This is a genomic window from Paraburkholderia sp. J11-2 (genome assembly GCF_905220185.1).
Taxonomy (GTDB): domain Bacteria; phylum Pseudomonadota; class Gammaproteobacteria; order Burkholderiales; family Burkholderiaceae; genus Paraburkholderia.
The window spans coordinates 1-21,808 of sequence record NZ_CAJMYY010000037.1 but is presented as its reverse complement, the minus strand read 5'-3'; the positions used below and the strand labels follow the sequence as shown (position 1 = coordinate 21,808).

At 65.4% G+C, this 21,808-nt stretch carries 20 protein-coding genes; 15 read left to right on the top strand and 5 right to left on the bottom strand.

Annotated features, from left to right (window positions below; genetic code table 11):
• Positions 1-249 precede the first annotated feature (249 nt).
• From U5A57_RS35880 to U5A57_RS35830, 11 genes are all read left to right on the top strand, one after another.
• On the top strand, positions 250-1,557 hold the full coding sequence (locus U5A57_RS35880) for an MFS transporter (RefSeq protein ID WP_321916497.1): 1,308 nt from the start codon (positions 250-252) through the stop codon (positions 1,555-1,557).
• Between the two features lie 71 nt (positions 1,558-1,628).
• A complete protein-coding gene (locus U5A57_RS35875; RefSeq protein ID WP_321949398.1) occupies positions 1,629-2,963 on the top strand; it encodes a CaiB/BaiF CoA-transferase family protein in 1,335 nt (444 codons plus the stop codon).
• 96 nt (positions 2,964-3,059) lie between these two features.
• Positions 3,060-3,896, top strand: a complete 837-nt coding sequence (locus U5A57_RS35870; RefSeq protein ID WP_321916493.1) for an IclR family transcriptional regulator — start codon at positions 3,060-3,062, stop codon at positions 3,894-3,896.
• Between the two features lie 365 nt (positions 3,897-4,261).
• Positions 4,262-5,209 carry a chemotaxis protein gene (locus U5A57_RS35865; protein WP_321916566.1) on the top strand — a complete coding sequence of 316 codons (948 nt, stop codon included), beginning with the start codon at positions 4,262-4,264 and terminating at the stop codon, positions 5,207-5,209.
• Between the two features lie 213 nt (positions 5,210-5,422).
• Positions 5,423-6,859 (top strand): DNA-binding protein, encoded by a 1,437-nt coding sequence (locus U5A57_RS35860; protein ID WP_321916491.1) that lies wholly within the window; start codon positions 5,423-5,425, stop codon positions 6,857-6,859.
• 317 nt (positions 6,860-7,176) lie between these two features.
• A complete protein-coding gene (locus tag U5A57_RS35855) occupies positions 7,177-8,412 on the top strand; it encodes an ABC transporter substrate-binding protein (RefSeq protein WP_321916490.1) in 1,236 nt (411 codons plus the stop codon).
• Positions 8,413-8,497: 85 nt separating this feature from the next.
• Positions 8,498-9,709: an ABC transporter substrate-binding protein gene (locus tag U5A57_RS35850; RefSeq protein ID WP_321916488.1), complete on the top strand. Its 1,212-nt coding sequence runs from the start codon at positions 8,498-8,500 to the stop codon at positions 9,707-9,709.
• A 28-nt stretch (positions 9,710-9,737) separates the two neighbouring features.
• A complete protein-coding gene (locus tag U5A57_RS35845; RefSeq protein WP_321916486.1) occupies positions 9,738-10,610 on the top strand; it encodes a branched-chain amino acid ABC transporter permease in 873 nt (290 codons plus the stop codon).
• Positions 10,611-10,615: 5 nt separating this feature from the next.
• Complete coding sequence (locus U5A57_RS35840) at positions 10,616-11,605, top strand: branched-chain amino acid ABC transporter permease (RefSeq protein ID WP_321916484.1); 990 nt, start codon at positions 10,616-10,618, stop codon at positions 11,603-11,605.
• Positions 11,592-12,332: an ABC transporter ATP-binding protein gene (locus U5A57_RS35835; protein WP_321916482.1), complete on the top strand. Its 741-nt coding sequence runs from the start codon at positions 11,592-11,594 to the stop codon at positions 12,330-12,332. Before U5A57_RS35840 ends, U5A57_RS35835 begins: the two co-directional genes overlap by 14 nt.
• Positions 12,325-13,026 (top strand): ABC transporter ATP-binding protein, encoded by a 702-nt coding sequence (locus U5A57_RS35830; RefSeq protein ID WP_321916480.1) that lies wholly within the window; start codon positions 12,325-12,327, stop codon positions 13,024-13,026. The genes U5A57_RS35835 and U5A57_RS35830 overlap by 8 nt, the downstream gene beginning before the upstream one ends.
• Before the next feature lie 3 nt (positions 13,027-13,029).
• Here U5A57_RS35830 and U5A57_RS35825 read toward each other — a convergent pair whose 3' ends face one another.
• The 4 genes from U5A57_RS35825 to gtdA all read right to left on the bottom strand — a co-directional run bounded on the left by U5A57_RS35825 (position 13,030) and on the right by gtdA (position 16,798).
• A complete protein-coding gene (locus U5A57_RS35825) occupies positions 13,030-14,238 on the bottom strand; it encodes a 3-hydroxybenzoate 6-monooxygenase (protein ID WP_321916478.1) in 1,209 nt (402 codons plus the stop codon).
• 36 nt (positions 14,239-14,274) lie between these two features.
• Positions 14,275-14,925, bottom strand: coding sequence for a maleylacetoacetate isomerase (gene maiA / locus U5A57_RS35820; RefSeq protein WP_321916476.1), 651 nt, complete (start codon positions 14,923-14,925; stop codon positions 14,275-14,277).
• A gap of 29 nt (positions 14,926-14,954) precedes the next feature.
• On the bottom strand, positions 14,955-15,653 hold the full coding sequence (locus tag U5A57_RS35815; RefSeq protein WP_158762985.1) for a fumarylacetoacetate hydrolase family protein: 699 nt from the start codon (positions 15,651-15,653) through the stop codon (positions 14,955-14,957).
• Between the two features lie 95 nt (positions 15,654-15,748).
• Positions 15,749-16,798, bottom strand: a complete 1,050-nt coding sequence (gtdA, locus tag U5A57_RS35810; RefSeq protein ID WP_321916564.1) for a gentisate 1,2-dioxygenase — start codon at positions 16,796-16,798, stop codon at positions 15,749-15,751.
• A gap of 156 nt (positions 16,799-16,954) precedes the next feature.
• Here gtdA and U5A57_RS35805 point away from each other — a divergent pair, with 156 nt between their 5' ends.
• A complete protein-coding gene (locus U5A57_RS35805; RefSeq protein WP_321916473.1) occupies positions 16,955-17,893 on the top strand; it encodes a LysR substrate-binding domain-containing protein in 939 nt (312 codons plus the stop codon).
• 91 nt (positions 17,894-17,984) lie between these two features.
• Positions 17,985-18,419 (top strand): Rap1a/Tai family immunity protein, encoded by a 435-nt coding sequence (locus U5A57_RS35800; protein WP_321916471.1) that lies wholly within the window; start codon positions 17,985-17,987, stop codon positions 18,417-18,419.
• Between the two features lie 33 nt (positions 18,420-18,452).
• Here U5A57_RS35800 and U5A57_RS35795 read toward each other — a convergent pair whose 3' ends face one another.
• Positions 18,453-18,857 carry a rhodanese-like domain-containing protein gene (locus tag U5A57_RS35795; protein WP_321916468.1) on the bottom strand — a complete coding sequence of 135 codons (405 nt, stop codon included), beginning with the start codon at positions 18,855-18,857 and terminating at the stop codon, positions 18,453-18,455.
• Positions 18,858-18,959: 102 nt separating this feature from the next.
• On the opposite strand from U5A57_RS35795, the gene ftrA reads away from it, so the two are divergent.
• Positions 18,960-19,943, top strand: a complete 984-nt coding sequence (gene ftrA, locus U5A57_RS35790; RefSeq protein ID WP_321916466.1) for a transcriptional regulator FtrA — start codon at positions 18,960-18,962, stop codon at positions 19,941-19,943.
• A gap of 311 nt (positions 19,944-20,254) precedes the next feature.
• Entirely contained in the window at positions 20,255-21,754 is a 1,500-nt protein-coding gene (locus tag U5A57_RS35785; protein WP_321916464.1) for a SulP family inorganic anion transporter, read from the top strand.
• The last annotated feature ends 54 nt before the right edge of the window (positions 21,755-21,808 follow it).

Sequence of the window (21,808 nt, the reverse complement as noted above, 5' to 3'; positions counted from 1 at the left end):
CGTGTTTCGATATCGGCAACACTGTTCGAATATCGGAACAGCATGGTCGAGTTGTGAAGGTGCAATAAGCTATTGTTTACAAGGAGAAATAGACTATAAATTGGGCGTTTCGCGGGTATACGCCAGGCGTAGCGTTCGTTCGACATTCGGAATCCAGTGCTACATTCGGAACCCGTGACCGGTTCCACCGGCCGAGCAGCCAGAACGATTCGAATAAACCTGAAAACAGGAATCAAGGAGACAAGCTGGATGAACGCCAACCCCGAAATCGCGCAGGCAGGCGCGGCAGCCGAAGCGGTGCCGCGACGCACGGCCAGCGTCATATTCGCCGGCAGTGTCGGCAACGTGGTGGAGTGGTTCGACTGGTCGGTGTACACGACCTTCGCGATCTACTTCAGCAAACAGTTTTTCCCCGCCGAGAACGACACGGCCTCGCTGCTCGCGACCTTCGCCGTATTCGCCGTGGGCTTCTTCATGCGGCCGCTGGGCGGCTGGGTGATCGGCGGTTTTTCAGACCGCTTCGGGCGGCGCGCCGCACTCACGCTCACCATCATGATGATGGCGGGCTCCTCGTTGCTGATCTCCGTGCTGCCCACCTATGCGAGCATCGGCGTGCTCGCGCCGGTGCTCATGACGGTGCTGCGCATGGTGCAGGGCCTCTCGGTCGGCGGCGAGTACGGCGCGGCCACCACGTTCCTCGCGGAATCCGCGCCCGCGAAGCATCGCGGGCTGTATGGCAGCTTCCTGTTCTTCAGCATCGCGGCGGGCCTGCTGCTCGCTTCCGCGCTTGCCAGTGTGATGACGAACGTCATGCCGAAGGAAGCGCTCGTCGCGTGGGGCTGGCGTATTCCGTTCTTCATCGGCGGCTGCGGCTCGCTCGCGGGCTTCTGGATGCGCCGCAACGTGGGCGAAACGCACGCGTTCGAGCAGCTGCGCCGTTCGGGCCGCATCGAGCGCCGCTCGCTGTGGTGGACATGGACGCAACATCGCACGGCTGTCCTGCGCCTCGTGGGCATTAGCGTGCTGGGTGCGTTCAGCTTCTACCTCTTCATCAGCTTCATGCCGATCTACGCGATCCGCCACGCGGGCGCAACGCCGGCCGACGCGTTTCTGGCGAGCACGCTCAGCATTGCCGTCTTCATGATCGCGCAGCCGTTTTTCGGTGCGTTGTCGGACCGTTTCGGGCGGCGTCCGCAATTGATGGTGTTCGCGCTGGCCTATCTCGTGTTCCTGTATCCGGTCGTGCGTGCGATCGGACCGAGCATCACGTCGATGCTGCTCGTCGAATGCTTCGGGCTGCTCACTTACGGACTCTATTCGGCCATCGCGCCCGCGATCATGGCTGAGCTGTTCTCGACCGCGGTGCGTGGCATCGGCATTGGCGCCGCGTACAACCTCGTGGTCGCCTTGCTCGGCGGCACGACGCCGTATCTCATGACCTGGCTGCAATCGCAGCAGCGCGAAGGCTGGTTTCTCGCCTACGTGTGCGCAGGCGCGGCCGTGAGTTTTGTTGCTTACACGCGCATGCCCGAAACGGCGGGCAAGCCGCTCGAATGAAATTGCGCGCGCGCCGCGCGCATGAACGTGCAGTTCCGCACTCCAGGCAGAGGTCATTTCACATGCAGCAGATGAAAGCAGCATCGCCATCGCAGTCGACGAAAACGCAGGCACGGCAACAAGCGCAGCAAAAGCGCGGCCGCCCGCTGGAAGGCATACGGGTGCTCGATCTTTCCCGCGTGCTGGCAGGGCCGTGGTGTACGCAGAATCTCGCCGATCTCGGCGCGCAGGTGATCAAGATCGAACGGCCCGGCCCGGGTGACGAAACGCGTGCGTGGGGACCGCCCTATCTGCGTGACGAAGCGGGACGCGACACGGTGGAGAGCGCGTATTACCAGTGTGCGAACCGCGGCAAGCTTTCGATGGCGGTGGACATCGCCGCGCCCGAAGGTGCCGCGCTGATTCGCGAACTGGCGCGTCAGTGCGACGTGCTGGTGGAGAACTTCAAGGTGGGCGGCCTGAAGAAGTACGGGCTCGACTATGAGAGCCTCGCGGCGCTCAATCCCGCGCTCATCTACTGCTCGGTCACGGGGTTCGGTCAGAGCGGGCCGCTCGCACACCGCGCGGGGTACGACTTCCTCATTCAAGGCATGGGCGGCCTCATGAGCGTGACGGGCGAGCCCGACGAAACGCCCGGCGGCGGTCCGCAGAAGGTCGGCGTGGCGGTCACGGATCTCATGGCCGGCATGTATGCGACGACAGGCGTGCTCGCCGCCGTAATCGAGCGGCAGCGCAGCGGCCTCGGACAGCACATCGACATTGCGCTGCTCGACTGCCAGCTGGCGATGCTCGCGAACCAGTCGATGAACTACCTCTGCTCGGGCGAGGTGCCGCGGCGCCTGGGCAACGCGCATCCCAACGTCGTGCCGTACCAGACCTTCGCGGCGAGCGACGGTCATCTGATTCTCGCGTGCGGCAACGACAGCCAGTTCCGCTCGCTGTGCGGCGCGATGGATCTGAACGAACTTGCGGCGGACCCGCGCTTCGCGACCAACAGCGCGCGCAGCGTGAATCGCGCGCTGTTGCTGCCGGTGCTCGAAAAGGCGTTTCGCACGCGTACGCGCGATGCGTGGATCGCCGCGCTCGAAGCGTGCGGTGTGCCGTGCGGGCCGATCAACGACGTGGCGCAGGCGTTCGGCTCCGAGCATGCGCGTGCGCGTGAATCCGTGCGCCGCATTGCGCATCCGCTGGCGGGCACGTCGCCGAGCGTGGCGAGTCCGCTGCGCCTGTCGGCCACGCCCGTGCAATACGACGTGCCGCCGCCCTTGCTCGGCGAGCACACGCACTCGCTGCTCGGCGATCTACTCGGGCTCGATGCGGCGCACATCGACACGTTGTGCGCGAGCGGGGCGATCGCCACTGGCGCGCGAGTGCACACGCGCGGCGAGCATGAGGAAGCCGTTTGAGCAGGCAACGGCGATACCGTCATGGACGGTTCGCCTCTCTTTTGAGGGCAGGGCGGCATGTATAATTTTTCGCACCGTTCAACCGTCAATCGATCCATGGCGCACCACCCCGAAGACCGCGAACCGGGCACCGAATCCACCGCGTCGCCCGGGCCGCGGGCCACTACGCGCATCGTGCAGGTGCTGCGCATTCTCGCCGACCATCCGCAGGGCGCCACGCTCACCGAACTGGCGGACTTGAGCGCCACGCCGAAAACGAGCCTGCTCGCGCTGCTGCGCGCGCTCACGCACGCGCACTATCTCACGCATAACGGCGGTAAATACGCGCTTGGCGTAGAAGCCTTCAAGCTCGGGGCGGCCATCGTCGCGCAGCGGCGCTTTCCCGAAATCGCTCGCCCGGTAATGGAGCGCCTCGCACTCGAGGCGGGCGAAACGATCCTGATCGGTCAGCTCGCGAGCGACCGGCCTTCCATGGTCTACGTGATGTCGGCGGAGAGCCGCAGCGCGATCCGCTTCATTGCGGGCATAGGCGAGCGGCGCGAGCTGTTTTCCTCCTCGGGCGGGCGCGTGTTGCTGGCCGCGATGAGCGAGGCGCAGCAGACCGAGTATTTCCGCACCGCCGAGTTGCGTGCCCACACGCCGGTCACGCGCACGCAAAAGCGCGAGCTGAAGGCGCTTCTCAAGGAAGTGGCCGAGACCGGCGTGGCCGTCACGGTCGAGCAAAGCTCAGCCGATGTGGTGGGCTTTGCCGCGCCGATACGCGACGAATCGGGCGCGGTGATCGCAGCGCTCGTGATGGGCACGCCGGTAAGCCGCGGCTTGCCGGGCATGGAGCGCTTCAAGGCGCTGATCGCGCGCGGCGCGGTGGAAGTGTCGGCGCTGCTTGGGTATGCGGGACCCAGTACTTTGGCGTTTTCAAAGCCGGCGGCATAACCCGGCTCGCCTGATCGCACGTTGGCTGCCCGATGATCGGGCAGCCATTTGTCTAATCAAATAATTGATTTGGATAACGAAGTTATTGCCGGCTTTTGACAGTTGATCTGTCACTTACAACGAGATAAACGCGTAAACCGCCTCAAGCTCGACGCGTTTGAGCCGTTAGTAGGGGAAAGCTCAGATGTCACGTGAAAAAGCAGCCGTGCCGATGGACGCGGGGTCGCCGCGCGCCGACATTAAGGTCCGACTCGCCGGCTGCAAATTGTCTCCCTCATGCGCCGGAGACCCGCACCGAGACAAGCCGGATGACCGGTTCCCGAGCCGGTTCGCGACAGAACATTACGGAGTACAAAGTGAAGTCAATGCAACAACATGGCGTGGATGAGCGTACCACCCTGACGAGCAATAACCGGCTCGAACTGCTCCTCTTTCGCCTGGGTTCGGCGCGCAAGGGCGCGGCGCGCGGCCTTTACGGCATCAACGTCTTCAAGATTCGCGAAATCGCGACCATGCCCGAACTCACGCCCATAGCGGGCTCGCCCGAGCATCTGGCCGGTGCGGTGGATATTCGCGGCCAGATCATCCCGGTGATCGATATCGGCTCGATGATCGGCTCTGTCTCGGAGAAGCCGCCCGGCATTCTGCTCGTGACCGAGTTTTCGCGCGGCACGCAGGCGTTCGCTGTGGAGGAAGTGGAGGACATCGTCCGGCTCGAATGGAGCGAGGTGCTGAGCGCCGAGTCGAGCGGCACGACGGGCTACGTGACGGGCGTGGCGCGCATCAATCCGGGCACCGAGAACGCGCGTCTGGCGCAGTTGCTCGACGTCGAGCAGATCATGCGCGACGCCTTCCCCGAGCAGCATACCGAAGTGGGCGCCGACGCCGTGGGCGAAGCGGTGCGCCTCGCGGGCGGCCGCATTCTCGCTGCCGACGACTCGGGCTTTGCCCGTGCGCTGATCGGCCAGGCGCTCACCGCGCTCGAAGTGCCGCACGTGATTGCTCACAACGGCCAGGCCGCATGGACGATCCTCCAGCAGATGGCCACCGACGCGCAGAACGAGGGCATTCCGGTTCGTGACAAGGTGTCGCTCGTCATCACCGACCTCGAAATGCCCGAGATGGACGGCTTTATGCTCACGCGCAAGATCAAGGCGGACCAGCGATTGAAGCACCTTCCCGTGCTCATCCACTCGTCGCTTTCGGGCAGCGCGAATGAGGCGCACGCGCGCAACGCGGGCGCGAATGGCTACGTCTCCAAGTTCGCCCCGGCGGAGCTTTCGGCGGCGATCCGCAAGGCGCTGGCAGCCTGACCTGGACTACCCAAACGGGCGCGCGCCGGGCGCCGTCACTGCCCCGGCGGCGCCGTTCCGGGTGGCCGCGCCGGTTTGACGCGAAAGCGCTTCGGCCGCCGCAATTCCATGAACACCCCCCCTTAAACCCGGCTTTTCCATCGATTAACCGGGGGGTGGTTGGCTGACAATCTCTAGAAACGCGGGGTGGGCTCGCACTTTCTCGAGGCAGATATGTCAAGCAGCATTACGATCACGGACGAACTGGTTGCGGAAATCGCGGAACGGATGGCCGACGAGGGCCAGAAGGTTTCTCCCATGGCCATCTGGTCCGAAGTGCATACCGGCTCGGTGGTCGCAGTCGCTGCGTCGCTGCGCAAGTGGCGCGAAGAGCGGGCCCCGCGCGTGCAGCAGGTCGTGGAACGCCCGGCGTTGCCGGAAACCGTGACGGACACGATGCGCGACGCGCTCGACCGTCTGTGGACCTCGGCGCAGGACGAGGCTGAGCGCGCCGTGGCGCGCCGGCTGCAGTCGATGCGCGAGCGCGTCGAAGACGCCTGCAACGAACGCGACAATGCGCTCGAAGAGCTGCAGACCACCGTCCAGGAGCTCGACGCCCTGCAAGTCCAGCTGGACAAGATGACGCGTGCCTACGAGACGAAGACCGACGCCGGGTCGGGTCTGGAAGAAGACATCGCGAGCGCGGTGCAGCGTGCCGAGGCAGCGGAAAAGCGCGCCGAGGAACTGGCGGAGCGCGTCTCGACCCTCGAGGCGGAACTTGAGCGCGCGGTCGCCGAATTGGCAGCCGAGCGCGAGGCGCATGCGAGCCAGGCCGCCGAAGGCGCGGCAGGCGAAGCCGCAGCCGCGGAGGCGGCCGAGCAAGCCGAGCCTGCCGTCTCGACCGAACATGAAGAAGCGGAGCGCGCCGCGCTGGACGCGGCTCATGCAGAGGCCGTTGCGAAGCTCGAAGGCGAACTGGAGGCCATTCGCGCCGCGCTGCAGGCCGAGCAGGAAGCCCACGCGGCCCAGCGCGAACAGGTCGCCGGTGCGCAGGCCGAACGCGACGCCGCCGCAACCGAACTGCAGAACGCCCAGCAGCAGCTCGCCAGCCTGAGCGAAGAGCGCACGGCCGACGCTTCCGAAATTGAACGTCTGACGGCGAGCTTGACCGAAGCGCAGGAGCGCGCCGAAGCCGCACAGCAGCGCGCGACCGAACTGGCCGAGCTGGGCGAATTCGCCAATGCCGCGGCGTCGAGCGAAGCGGCGGAGGGCGCAGCCGAGGCAGTGACGGCCGCCGCCGACCCGGAAGAAGTCGAGGCGCTGAAGGCCCAGCTTGCCCACGAGACGGCAACGCACGCCGCCGCGATTACCGATGCACGCGAGAACATCAAGCGCTGGTCCGAGTACGCAAACGGTCTGAAGCAGCAACTGGCCCAAGCCAACGAAAAGGCGATCGTGGGCCTTGCCCGAAGCGCAGGCGAAGCCTCGCTGAGCCGCCGCCTTGCCGCCGAGCTGGGCCAGGTCGCGCCGGAGCATGACCTGCTGCGCAAGGAGGCCCAGCAGCAGGTGGTCGTCGAAGCGGTCAGCGCTCATCTGGAGCAACAGGGCTATGCCTACGACGCCAAGACCGGCATGGTCTCGAAGCTGGCCACTGAAAACGCGCCGGCCTGAGCGCATCCATAGACCGTCCGTTTGACGGCGCACACCCTGTGTAGTGCGCCGAGCCGTTCCCCAAGACCGCTGCCTGAGTGCAGCGGTTTTTTTTCGCCCCTCCTCAATGGCTCCGCCGGCTGCGCGTGCCGACGCATCGGGACAAATGCCGACTTCCAGCCAGCCGAACGCCCGCTTTCCCGAAAACGAATTGTTGGCCCCGCCCGGCTGAACCACACTGGCACCTGTCCAGTAGTGGCGCGTACAGGCGAATCAGACGGCCGCCGCGCAGCAACACGCCAAAGTACACAAAAGCCCCGGAAGGCAAAGGAGGAGACATGACGCGACTCAAGACGCGCGCGCAGCACGCGGGCATCGGCAAATCCGCACGTGTGCGGCCCGCGCAGGCGCGCCTGTGCAGCGCGCTGGCGGCGGCACTGGCCATCGCCCTCGCGCCGTCGCTTGCGCACGCAACGGAATGGCGCGTGGGCGTGGAGCTGCCGCTCACCGGCGCGCTCGCGCAGGCGGGCACCGAGATGTACCGCGGCATCCAGGTGGCGGCCGACATTTACAACCGGCGCCATCCGCAGGACAAGATCACGCTCGTCGCCGTGGACGACGAATCGAACCCGGCCAAGGCCGTTGCCGCCGTCGAACAGCTCGCCTCGCAGCATGTGGTCGCGATTGCGGGCGCGGCCAATTCGAACTGCGCCGGCCCGGCGTCCGAAGCCGCGAACAAGGCCGGGCTCGTCTACGTGACCTCGGGCGGCACCAGCGACGACATGGTCACGCGCGGCCTGAAGAACTTCTTTCGCGTGAGCAACACGCCCGGCTACACGAAGGGCATGGTGGGTCTCTTCAACACGCTGGGCGTGAAATCGGTCGCGATCCTCTACTCGACGAAGGATGCGACGAGCGACTTAGCCAAGCAGCTCGACACCGCCCTCAAGGCGCAGGGCGTGAAGACTTTCCTGCATGCCTACGATCCCTCGATCAGCGACTTCAAGCCGCTCATCAACAAGGTCAAGCTGCAGGACAAGCCTGACGCCATGGCGATGCTCGGCTACGAAAACGATTACGTGGGCATACTGCGCGCCTCGCGCGTGCTCAAGCCCGACCTGAAGGCGATTGCGGCGCCGTGGGCGTTCGCGAGCCCGAAGATGGCGCAGTCGTTCCCCGACCTCGTGCCCAACGTATACGGCGCGACCGTGCTGTCCTCGCCGGCTGACTACCGCTCGGCGGACCAGCGCGACTTCTCCGATACCTACCAGCGGCTCTTCAAGACCACCTCGAACTATCAGTCGCAGACGTCGTTCGTCTACGCGCAACTGCTCTTCGACGCGATCGCCTCCGCGCAGAAAGCCGGCACGCTCGACAAGGGCGGTCTCGCCGACACGTTGCGCGCCACCCAGCGCGACGACACGTTCCTCGGCAAGGTGGCGTTCGACGCGCGCGGCGACAACACGAACTACGTGGCGCACATGGGCCAGTTCGCGCACGACGGCAAGCTCGCGCTCGTATGGCCCGCCAACTACGCAACGGCGAAGGCGGTCTACCCGGGCGTGCCGTGGTAAGCAAAACATAGAACAACGAAACAGGGCGAGCGCCGCGTATGAACGGCGCCGCTACCTATCACCGAGACTAAGGTTTGGAGGTTCGATGGTCCGCTTCGCTACTCGCAGCAAGCCGCGCGCCCTCGTGCGCGCGCTCTTTCGCATCGGCGCGGGGGCGGCCAGCGCCTGCGCGCTGCTCGCCCACACGCCCGCCGCATTTGCCGACACGCTGCCCGTGGGCGTGGAGTTGCCGCTGACCGGGTCGATGGCGCGCGCAGGCAACGCGCAGCTCGAAGGCATTCGCCTCGCCGCCGATCTCTTCAACAAGGGCAGCGGCAAACATAAAGTGGCGCTCACCGTGGTCGACGACGAGGCACAGCCCGCGAAAGCTGTTTCCGCGGTGGAACAGCTCGCCTCACAAGGCGTGCTCGCCATTACGGGGGGCTACGGCTCCAATTCGGTGAGCCCGGCTTCTGAAGCGGCCGACAAGGCCGGCGTCGTCTATATCACCTCGGGCGCCGTAGACAGTGCGATGACCTCGCGCGGCCTCAAGCATTTTTTCCGCATCGGACCCGCATCGGGCTATTCGAAGGCCGTGGTGGGGCAGTTGAACGCCATGGGCGTGAAGTCGGTTTCGATTGTCGCCTCGACGAAACAGGCCACCACCGATCTTAGCAACGAAGTCTCCACGCAACTGCGCGCTCAGGGCGTGACGGTGACCGTGCACGCGTTCGACCCGGCGATGACCGACTTCAAGCCGCTCGTGAACAAGGTGCGACTGCAGGACAAACCTGTAGTGCTGCTGATGATCGCGTACGAGAACGACTATATCGGCATTCTGCGCGCCGCCAAGGTGTTGCGCCCGCAACTGAAAGCCGTGATGGGCGCGTGGTCCATCGTCACGCCGAAGATGACCACCGACTACCCGGACCTCGTGAACAACGTGATCGGCTGCGCGATGCTGCCGTACCCCGCGGACTTCGGCACGGCGGACGGCAAGGCTTTCGTGCAGGCGTATCAGGCTGCATATCACAAGGAACCGGACTACCTGGCCGAATTCGCCTATGTGCAATCGCGTCTGCTGTTCGATGCCATGGCGCGCGCGGCCGATGCGGGCACGCTCAAGCAGGACGGCATTGCCGCCGAACTGCGCGCGAAGCCGCACGACACGTTGATCGGCAAGGTGAGCTTCGCGCCGAACGGCGACAACCCCGCGTTCCTGAACAACATGGCGCAGATCCAGGGCAATCGCATCGTGCTCGTGTGGCCGAAGGAGCGCGCCACCGGCAAGCTGAACTACCCCGCGCTGCCGTGGTAATTGCGCGCGCAACGAAGGAGGAGCCGCGATGACGGACCTGTTGCTGCAATCGCTGTATTCGGGCGTGCTCGTGGGCGGCGCGTATGCGCTCGTCGCGCTGGGGCTCGCGCTGGTGTTCGGCTCGATGCGCATCATCAATCTCGCCCACGGCGAACTGGTGCTGCTGGCCGCCTATATCGCCTACACGTTCGAGACGAAGCTCGGTCTCAATCCTGTGTTCGCGATTCCGGTGGCGATTCCCGTGGTCTGCGTGGCCGCGGCGGCTGCGTGGTATCTCGTGAGCCGCATCAAGCGCGACCGCGAGCTGAACTCACTGATCCTCACCTACGGCATCGGCATCGTCCTGACCAATGCCGTGCTGCTCGGCTGGGGCGCCGACGTGCGCTCGACCGGCAGCGCATGGCTGCAGGACAGCGTGATGCTCGGCAGCCTGCTTTCCATGCGCAGCGAAGTGCTCTCGTTCGGCATCAGCGTCGTGTTGATGCTCACGCTCTGGTGGTGGCTCTCGCGTTCGTGGTATGGCCGCGCCGTGCGCGCGATCTCCAGCAACCGCGACGCGGCGCGCCTGATGGGCATCGACCCGCGCAAGACCGAACTGATCTCGTTCGTCGTCGCGGGGCTGCTCGCTTCGTGCGCGGGCGTGTCGATCTACGCGTCGAGCGCAATCCAGCCTTCCATTGGCGAGGCGCTGACCGTCAAGGCGTTCATCATCACCGTGCTCGCGGGCGTGGGTTCGATTCCTGGCGTGCTGGCGGGCGCGATGCTGCTCGGCATTACCGAGGCGCTCACTGTCACGCTCGCCAGTTCGGCGCTGCAGGAACTCGCGGGCATGTTGCTGTTCCTGCTCGTGCTCTACGTGCTGCCGAACGGCTTGTTCGGCGTGGCGAAACGAAGGGGATGAGAACGATGTCGACATCGAAAACCACAACGGCCGGGTCCGGCCCGCGCGTGGCCGTGCTCACCGTGGTGCTGGTCGTGCTCTACGCGGGCGTGCCGCTCGTGTTCGGGCAGAACCTGTATCTCATGAGTCTCGCGGTGGCCTCGCTCACGATCGCCGGCGTGGCGCTGGCGTGGGCGCTGCTCGGCAACCTCGGCGGCATGGTGAGCTTTGGGCACGCGGCGTTTTTTGGCGTGGGTTCGTATATTTCCGCACTTCTTACGCTGAAGGCCGGCTGGCCCGTGTTTCCCGCGATGCTCGCGGGCGGTGTGGGAGCCGCAATCGCCTCGCTCGCCATGGCGCCCGCGCTGCGCCTGAAGGGACCGTACTTCGCGCTCGCCATCCTCGCGTATGCGCAAATCTTCCGCATCATCGCGACCGAATGGTCCGATCTCACCGGCGGCGCGAGCGGTCTCTCGAGCATTCCGGGGCTGCCGAAGGTCGCGGGCTTCGACTTCGGCAGCAAGAGCGGCGGCTATCTCGTCGTGCTCACGCTCGTGCTCGTGTTCGCCGCGATTTACGCGCGGCTGCGCGGCAGCCACGTGGGACTCGCGCTGCGCGCCATGCACGAGTCGGAGGACGCCACGCGCGTGGTGGGCGTGAACAGCGTGATGCTCAAACTCGCCATGCTGATGCTCTCGGCGCTGATGACGGGGCTCGTCGGTGCGTTCAACGCGCACTACATCAACTTTCTCGAACCCGACTACGCGTTCAATGCGAGCTGGGCCGTCGTGCCGATCATCGCGGCGATCTGCGGCGGCTATCGCACCATACTCGGGCCGCTGGTGGGCGCGGTGACGGTTTATCTCGTGGATCAACTCGTGCTCAAGAGCCTGCTGCCAACGGGGCACCAGATCGTGCTGGGCATCCTGCTCGTGGCAATGATCATCGTGAGCCCCGCGGGTCTGACCGCGCTGCGCTTCAAACGTACCCGGCGAGGTGTTTATGCAGCAAGCTGACCAGGCAGCGGAACTGCGCTTGCAGGACGTATCGATCCGTTTTGGCGGGATCACGGCAGTCAACGGTGTTTCGCTGTCGCTCGGCACGCACGACGTGGTGGGTCTGGTTGGCCCGAACGGCGCAGGCAAGACCACGCTCTTCAACGCGATTTCAGGGCTCGTGCGGCCCACGAGCGGCTCGATCCGCTTCGGCGACGTCGATCTTCTGAAGTCGCCGCTTTATCGCCGCGCGCGCCTTGGCATCGGGCGGACGTTCCAGGTGCCGCAGCCCATGCATGAGCTTACGGTGCGCGAGAACCTGATCGTCGCGCAACGCTTCGGCACCGGGCGCGTGGACGAGGCGCGCATCGACGAGATCCTCGCTTTCATGGGTCTCGAGGGCAAGGCGCAGCGCGACGCGGCCACGGAACTCGCGCTGACCGAACTCAAGGCGCTGGAAGTGGCGAAGGCGCTTGCCACGGGGCCGAAGCTGCTGCTGCTCGACGAGGTTCTGGGCGGCCTCGAGACCGCTACCAAACGCCGCTTCATGCAAACGCTGCTGGCGGTGCACGAGCGTTACAACGTAGGCATCCTGATCATCGAGCACGATATCGAAACCGTGATGAACCTGTGCCGCCGCGTGTGCGTGCTCAACTTCGGCAAGCTGATCGCCGACGGCCCGCCCGCCGATGTGTTCCGCGATCCGGAAGTCGTGCGCAGCTATACGGGGGAGGCCGCCCATGCTTGAAGTCAGCAGCGCCCGCGCAGGCTATGGCGCGATCAACGTGTTGTGGGACGTTTCGCTCAATATTGTGAGCGGGGAAGTCACGACCATCGTGGGCCCGAACGGCGCAGGCAAGACCACGCTGCTGCGCGCGATCATGGGGCTCGTGCCGCTCGAGCGCGGTCAGATCACCTTCGACGGCGCGCCGCTCGCGGGCGTGCCTACGTGGGACATGGCGCAGCGCGGCATTGCGATGGTGCCCGAAGGGCGCATGATCTTCCGCGACATGTCGATCGAGGAGAACCTGATGCTGGGCGCGTTCGCGAAAACGCGGCGCGCTGGTGCGAAATCGCAGCTCGAAGAGGTCTACGCGCTGTTTCCGTTGCTCAAGGAGCGCCGGGCGCTGCCCGCCGGCACGCTTTCGGGTGGTCAGGCGCAGATGCTGGCGCTGGGGCGCGGGCTCATGTCGTCGCCGCAACTCATGCTGATCGACGAGCCTTCGCTTGGGCTTGCGCCCGTCATGGTGCAGGAAGTGTTCGCGATTCTCGAACGCCTCAAGGCTGCGGGGCGCACCATCGTACTGGTGGAGCAGAACACCAACATGGCGTTGCGCCTGGCCGATCAGGTGTATCTCATGCAGGGCGGCAAGGTCACGTTCGCTGCGCGCGCGAAGGACGTGAACGTGGATGAGCTTCACGACATGTACTTCGCGCGCTAGCTTTTACGCCGAGCCGGTGTCGAGGCAGTTCTCGGCGCGCCAGCCGTAGAGCCATTGCAGCGAGTCGTAGAACTGGTCCTGGGTGCGGCCCACCCACAGCGCATTGCGCACCAGACGCTCCACGCCCTTCGCGTGGTAGATGCGGCCCATTTCGCGCGCGGAGTAGAGCACACGCGCCGTGCGCGGAATGCGCGCCGCTTCATAGCGCTTGAATGCCTCGACGAAATCGCCATCGGCTGCCTTGACGGCAACGCCCAAAGTGACCGCGTCTTCGAGCGCCTGGCAGGCGCCCTGCGCCATGTACTGCGTCATCGGGTGCGCGGCGTCGCCGAGTATCGTGGCGCGCCCGAAGCTCCATTGTTCGACCGGGTCGCGGTCGGCCGTGGCCCAACGCTTCCACGACGTGGGCCGGTCGAGCATCTGGCGCGGCAGGGCGTCGATTCCCTGGAAGTACGAAAGAACCTCCTCCTTGCTGCCGTCGCGCACGCCCCAGACTTCCTGCTCACGGCTGTGGAAGGTCACGACGAGGTTGTACTGGCGGCCGCCGCGCAACGGGTAGTGCACGAGGTGGCAGTGCGGCCCCGCCCACACCACGGGCGCGTTGATCTGCAGATCCTTCGGCATGTTGTCCACGTCGACCACGGCGCGGTAGACCACGTGGCCCGTCACGCGCGGCTCGTCGCCGATCAACGCCGCGCGCACCGCGGACTTCACGCCGTCGCAGCCGATCACGGCGTCGGCGCTGTAGCGCTCGCCATGCTGATCGATCACGGTGACACCTGACTCGTTTTGTTCGAGCGATTTGATTTGCGTGTCGGTGCGGAACTGGATGAGCGGGTTGTCTTTCACCGCTTCGAGAATCGACAGATGAATGTCCGCGCGATGAATCACGCCATACGGATTGCCAAAGCGCTCGCGAAAGCGCTCGCCCGTTTCGATGCGCGCAACGGGCTTGGCGTTGGTCGCGTCCATGAGCGTGAGCGAGTCAGTGAATACCGCGCGATTGCGCGCAGCCTCGCCCGCGCCGAGTGCGTCGAGCGCCGTGAAGGCATTGGGGCCGAGCTGGATGCCCGCGCCGATCTCGCCGATCTGCGGCGCCTGCTCGAGCAGCAGCACACGAACGTCGGCCCGCGCGAGCGCGAGCGCCGCGGCCAGTCCGCCGATACCGCCGCCCACCACGATCGCGCTGCGCCTGCCGTTAGAGGTATGCATGTCTTGTCTCCTGAATGATTTGTTTGAGGCGCGTGGCTAGCGGGTGTAATCGGGCTGACGCTGAGGCTCGGCCGCTGCGAATGCGGGGTGCTCGCTAGCGTGCCGATACACAGCCATGCTGCGTTCATAGGCTGAGAGGTCGCAGCCCATACGAAGCGCATTGGCGATTTGCGGCACGAGGCAGCAGTCGGCCAGTGTCGGCGCCGCGCCGAAGCACCATGGTCCATCGTGCACCGTTGCCGCTTGCGCGAGCAGGCGCTCGACGCCCGCCATGCCTTCTGCGATCCAGTGGCGATACCACGCGTTCTTTTGTTCCTGCGTGACGTCCAGCACGTCCTGCAGATACTTGAGCACGCGCAGGTTGTTGACCGGATGGATATCGCAGCCAATCAGATACGCGAGTTCAAGCACGCGCGCACGCGCTTGCGCCTGGGCCGGAATCAGGCGCGGCTCCGGATAGCGCGCGTCGAGCCAGTCGATGATGGCGAGCGACTGGCCAAGATGGAGGTCGCCTTCGACGATCGCCGGCACCGCCGCCGAAGCGTTGATGTGCTCGACATAGTCCGGCGCGCGATGCTCGCCGGTGCGGATGTTCACGCCGAGATAGTCATGCTCGACGCCCTTGAGCCGCAACGCGATGCGCACGCGGTACGAAGTCGAGCTATTGAAGAAGCTGTAGAGCTGCACGATGGACTTTCCTGTAAAACGGCTGCGCTTCAAACCACCTTGACGGTCAGCTCGCCCAGGCGTTCGACGCCCACCTTCATGGTGTCGCCGGCTTTCACGGGGCCCACGCCTTCGGGCGTGCCGGTGAAGATCACATCGCCCGGTTCGAGGCGGAAGAACTTCGAGAGATACGAAACCGTTTCGGCCACCGACCAGATGAGGTGAGAGACATCGCTCTTCTGTTTCGTTTCGCCGTTCACGGTGAGCCACAGGCCCGCGTTGTCGAAGTGGCCCGCGACGCTTGCCGGATGCACGGGCCCCACCGGCGCGGATAGATCGAACGCCTTGCCGATCTCCCAGGGGCGGCCCATTTCGCGCATCTTCATCTGCAGGTCGCGGCGCGTCATGTCGAGGCCCACGGCGTAGCCCCACACGTGCGAGAGCGCATCTTCCAGGGCGATGTCCGAGCCTGCCTTGCCGATCACCGCCACGAGTTCGGCCTCGTAGTGGTAGTTCTGCGTTTGCGCGGGATACGGGAGTTCGAGCGTTTGCCCATAGGCCACGGGCACGATGGCGTTATCGGGCTTGCAGAAGAAGAAGGGCGGCTCGCGGTCCGGGTCGAAGCCCATTTCGCGCGCATGCGCGGCGTAGTTGCGGCCCACGCAATACACGCGGCGTACGGCGAACTGATCGGTCGAGCCGGCAACGGCAAGGGCGACGGGCGCCTCGGGCTGAAAAACGAATGCCATGATGGTTGCTCTTTGGGAGAGTGACTAGATTGATATGGATTGCGAATTAATGGGTAAGCCCGTATCGAATCGGACACGCGCTTGCCACAAAGGCGTTAGCCGATGCGTTCCTCGCGCAGCAGATTGAGCGCGGCGAGCACAGGGCGATCGGAATAGCTGAAGAGCACGGCGTCGCTTTGTGCTTCGAGTTGCACCGGCACCCATGAAGGCGCGACGAACACGTCGTGCGGGTCGAACGTGAAGCGCTCCTCGCCGACGCGCACCGCGCCGTGGCCTTCCACCACGCAATAGACGGTCGAATCGGTGCTGCGGTAGGTCTTACCCTTGAAGCCCGCAGGCAAGAACTGCATGAAGGTCGCCATGGTGGGCATGGGCCAGCCGCCCGTGGCCGGATTCACGTAGCGCAGCTTCACGCCGTCCCAGTTGTCGAGTTCGCCGTTGCGGTAGAGCGTCTCTAGCGCTTCGCGGCTGCGCGCATACGGGTAGCTGAAGATCGGCGAAGTCGGATCACTCACCGTATGGCGCACGGGCAGCATGTTGTGGCCAAAGCGCGCGAAGCTGTCGCCTTCGGGGCGCGCGACGGGCTGCGTGGCCTCGGGGTAATTTTCGGCGAAGCCCGCGTCGAGATGCGCGATCAGCGGAATATCCAGACCGTCGAGCCACACCACAGGCTCGCCGCCTTCCTCGACCGACGGATTGCCATGATCGTGCCAGGTCCACGAGGGCGTGATGATGAAGTCGCCGGGGTGCATGGTGGTGCGCTCGCCGTTCACGGCTGTCCACGCGCCTTTGCCTTCGACGATGAAGCGAAGCGCCGATTGCGTATGGCGATGGCTCGGCGCGATCTCGCCGGGCAGGATCAGCTGCAGGCCGGCGTAGAGGTTGGGCGTCAGGCTCGATTTGCCTGGCAGTCCGGGGTTTTCAAGCACGAGCACGCGCCGGATCGCCTCTTCGGCGCTGATGACCGAGCCCGCCTGCATGACGAGTTCGCGCAGTTGCGCGTACTTCCAGATCGCGGGCAGGGCCTGCGGGCGCGGCGACTTCGGCACGAGGGCGTGCAGCGACTCCCAAAGCGGCGACATGCCGCTGCGCGCGATCTGCGCGTAGTAGGCCGCGCGTTCGGGCGTGACTGCGTTGGCTGACATGCTGGACATGCGAGTCTCCTGTGTTCCGGTGTATTTGTCGGTGCTGCGTTCGTTTCCATTGCCGCTGAACGAATTTATAAGTCAGCAAGCCATATCCGGTAAAATCACAAATTCTTCTTATCCATATGTTTTTGGATATAGCTAGGCGGGGGACACATGGACTGGACACATCGCCTGCGTTTGCGGCACCTGCAGATGCTGCTTTCCGTGGCGCAGACCGGCAATCTGAGCCAGTCGGCCGAAGCGCTCAACACCACACAGCCGGCGCTCTCAAAGTGGCTCAAGGACCTCGAAGCCGACATCGGCTTGCCGCTGTTCGAGCGCCACGCGCGCGGCCTGCGGCCCACGCCCTATGGCGAGGCGCTGATCGAGCACGCGCGGCGCATCGAGGGCCACCTCGACAGCGCGCGCGACGACATGGACGCGCTGCGCGAGGGCGGCAGCGGGCTGATCTCGATTGGCACGTCGGGCGTGTCGGCGGCGGACACGGTGCCGCTCGCGGTCGCGCGGCTCATTGAGACGATGCCGCGCGCGCAGGTGCGGCTCGTGGAAAGCACGATGAACCTCATGATGCCGGCGCTCGTGCACGGGGACCTCGACGTCGTAGTGGGACGCGCGGCCAATGCGCAGGTCGACCCGACGCTCGAAATGGAGACGCTCTATCGCGACCCCGTGAACTTCGTCGTGGGGCTCGGGCATCCGCTAGCGAAACGCCGCAAGCTGGACTGGCCCGATTTGTTCGAGTACGCGTGGATCGTCTGGCCGGCGGGCACGCCCATTCGCACGGCGCTCGAAACGGCGCTCGCGGCGGCTGGGCGCAGCATGCCGCGTCACACCGTGGAATCGAATTCGTCGATGCTCAATGTGACGCTGCTGAACCAGACGCGCCTGATCGGCGTGGCCTCGCATCGCGCGGCCGTGCGCTTCGAGCGGCTCAACGTGCTGCGCGTGCTTGCCATGCCGATGCCGCTTGGCAGTTCGGGCGCGGTGGCCATGTACTGGCGGCGTGACAGCGTGAGCCGCGCGGCCGTGGGGCTGGCGCTGGATTGTTTGCGCGAGAGTGCGAATCCGGCGGGGGATGGCGCGGGGCAATGAAGTGAAACGCTGACGAGGGACAACCTGATGCAACCAGCCTGACGTTATGCTGCGCGGCTGGATTTTTCCCATGCATAGGTCCTACCCCGAAATGAAAAAGCTCACCCTCGCAGGATTCGTACTCGCCAATGTGCTGTGCGCCGGCAGCGCGCTTGCGCAGACTCCGTTTCCACAGACGGCCCAGACCGCGGCGACTGCGGCACAGGTCCAGGCTCCGGCCCCGGCCCCGGCACCGTCACAGAACCAGGTCCCCACGATCGATCAGGGCGACGTCTTCCTCGGCGTATGCCAGAAGCCCGAGAATGTCGACGCTTGCGTCATGTATTACGCCGGCTACACGAACGGCGTGCTGGTGCAGTCCCTCGTCGACAAGCAGCGGCCACGGTACTGTGTGCCGCCGAATATCAGCCGCAAGGACCAGCTCGCCGCCGTGACGGCATGGATGAAGCGCAACCTCGATCATGTTCTCGAGCCGACCGCGGCCCTTATCTACAAGGCGCTGGTCGGAACGTTTCCCTGCAAGTAAGCGCGACGCACTTTGCCACTGTGCGGCAGGCGCTTATCCCGCCTCGTCGACAGCCAGCTCGAAGCCTTCGTCGAGCCAACCCGTTATACCGCCGATCATCACCTTGACGGGCCTTCCCAACTGCGCGAGCCGGATCGCACCACGCGTTGCCCCATTGCAATGCGGACCGGCGCAGTACGTCACGAACAACGTTTCGGCAGGCCAGGCCGCGAGCTTCGACGCGACGATCTTCCCGTGCGGCAGGTTGACCGCGCCGGGCACATGGCCGGCTGCATAGAGCGCGGGACCACGAACGTCGAGCAGAACGAAATCCGGCGGTTCGTTGCCCGCGAGTGCGGCATGCACATCGGAGCAGTCGGTTTCAAAACACAGCGACGCGGTGAAATGCGTGAGCGCTTGGGCGCTGCCGGCGGCAGGAATGGCGGATACGGTCGACATGAATACGGCTCCTGAGTGGCGAGTTGAGATGGCATCCATTGTGCGAGGCAGGCTGCATGACGAGCCAGTGGCGCGATTGCCAATCTCCGGTAACATTGCGCCATGAATGAATCCACCGATCATCTTGTCGTCGCGCTCGCCTACGACAAGCTGTGTACCTTCGAATTCGGCTGCGTGACGGAATTTTTCGCACTCGAGCGGCCGGAGCTGGACGTCGACTGGTATCGCTTCGCCGTGTGCGCGCTCGAGCGCGGGCCGCTTCGCGCTGCCGGCGGCATCACGGTGCAGGCGCCTTATACGCTCGCGATGCTCGATCGGGCGCAGACCATCGTCATACCGGGCTGGCGCGAAGCGGACGAGTTGCCGCCCAAGGCGCTGCTCAAGAAGCTGAGTGCGGCCTACGCGCGCGGCGCCCGTCTTTGCTCGATCTGTTCCGGAGTGTTCGTGCTTGCCGCCGCGGGGGTGCTGGACGGCAAACGCGTGACGACGCATTGGCGCTACGCCGAGCGTCTGCAGCAGCGCTATCCGCGCGTCATCGTGGAGCCGCAGGCGCTGTACGTCGACGAGGGGCAGATTCTGACTTCGGCGGGCTCTGCTGCCGGGCTCGACATGCTGCTTCACCTCGTGCGGCGGGATCATGGCCCTGCGGTCGCCAATCGCGTGGCGCAGCGGCTCGTGGTCGCGCCGCATCGCGAAGGCGGACAGGCACAGTTCGTCCCGCGCCCCATGCCGCCCGACGAGGCCAGCCGTCTCGCGCAACTGATGGACTGGGTGCGGGCGAATCCGAAGCGTGAGCACAGTGTCGAGTCGTTGGCCGCCAGGGCCTCCATGAGCCCACGAACGCTGCAACGGCAGTTTCAGGAGGCAACGGGCATGGGGCCGTATGAGTGGGTCTTGCGTGAGCGCGTGGCGGTTGCGCGCGATCTGCTCGAGTCCCGGCCTCGCCTCGCCATCGCACGCATTGCCGAGCTTGCGGGATTCGGTTCCGAAGAATCGATGCGGCGGCACTTCAGGCGCATCGCGCTGACGAGCCCGAGCGCATACCGGGCGAAATTCGGTGCGCGCACAGCTAACGGGACTGCGTGAGGCATTGCGGGCGTGACCGTCACGCCTGCGCGTATTCGTCGATTTCGTCTGCGAGCGGCGCTTCAAGACGGCCCGTGTTTGCTACCCGCAACCCGCGCGCTCGCCGGCGACCGTACGGCAATCATGCTAGGATGCGCCCTTTCGTCCGTCCGGACCGTGCCATGGCGCGCGTGCGCCTGCACGGGCCTCCTGAAAGCGGCGCCACACCGCCGCTTCGCGCGCCGAGCTTTCCCCGCCGCCTTTCGAGCCCACGCGCCGCGTGGGGCGTGGTAACGACATCCAGCCAATCTGCCGCAAATCCCTAACGCTTCATGGAATCCGACCGTTCCGGCTCGCGCCGCTCTTCCCGCTTTTCGTCGCTGCGTAGCGAACTGCTCGCGGGCATCACATCGTCGTTTGCGCTCGTGCCCGAGTGCATTGCCTTCGCGCTCGTCGCGCGCGTCAATCCGCTCGCGGGCCTGTACGGCGCATTTTTCATCTGTACGATCACGGCGCTGTTCGGCGGCCGGCCCGGGATGATTTCGGGCGCGGCGGGGTCGATGGCCGTGGTGATCGTCGCGCTCGTGGTTCAGCATGGCCCGCAGTATCTGTTTGCCACGGTCGTGCTGAGCGGTATCGTCATGGTGCTGTTCGGGGCGTTGCGCCTGGGCAAGCTGATTCGCATGGTGCCGCATCCGGTGATGCTCGGCTTCGTCAATGGCCTCGCGATCATCATTGCGCGCGCACAGTTCGAGCACTTCAAGGTGCCCGGCCCGCAGGGGCCGCAGTGGATGCACGGCCCGGCGCTCGCGCTGATGGCGGGGCTCGTTGCGCTCACCATGGCGATCGTGTACGTGCTGCCGCGCGTGACGAAGGCCGCGCCGCCCGCGCTCGTGGCGATCGTTGGTGTGGGGCTTGCCGCGCAGTGGCTGCACCTGCCGGTGCGCACGCTCGGCGACATGGCGCACATTGCAGGCGGCCTGCCCACGTTTGCGCTGCCCGCCGTGCCGTTCGACCTCGCCACGCTGAAGATCGTGCTGCCCTACGCGGTACTGATGGCGATGGTGGGGCTGCTGGAGACGCTCCTCACGCTCAACCTCACCGACGACGTGACGGCCACGCGCGGCCGCCCCAACCGCGAGTGCGTGGCGCTCGGCGCGGCCAACGTCGCTTCGGGCCTGTTCGGCGCGATGGGCGGCTGCGCGATGATCGGCCAGACGGTCATCAATCTCGGCTCGGGCGGTCGCGCACGCATCTCGGGCGTGACGAGCGGCGTAATGATCCTGCTCTATATTCTTTTCCTTTCGCCGCTGATCGAGCGCATTCCACTCGCGGCGCTGGTGGGCGTGATGTTCGTGGTGGCTGCGCAAACCTTCGCTTGGGGCTCGCTGCGCGTGCTGCACAAGGTGCCGCGCAACGACGCCGTGGTGATCGTTGCGGTCACAATCATCACCGTGTGCACGGATCTCGCGACGGCGGTGCTTTGCGGCATCGTGATCGCCTCGCTCAATTTTGCGTGGCAGCATGCGCGCGAGTTCCGCTGCGAGACACGCGACACCGCTGCGGGCGAGCGCGTGTACGTGCCGCGCGGTACGCTGTTCTTCGCCTCGGCCACGCACTTCCAGATGTTGTTTGATCCGCAGAGCGATCCCGCGCACGTCACGATCGACTGCGCGCATCTGCATGTGGCGGACCATTCGGCGATCGCCGCGCTCGAAGCGGTGCAGGGGCGCTACGAGCGCGCGGGCAAGCGGGTCGTATTCGCGCATCTTTCGCCGCGTTGCAGCGGCTTGCTGGCGCGCGCGGAGGTGGAGGTGCGGGTTTCCGTATGATGTGCCGAAGGCGGGGATACCCCGCCTTTTTTGTTTATGCTTGCGCGATGCGAT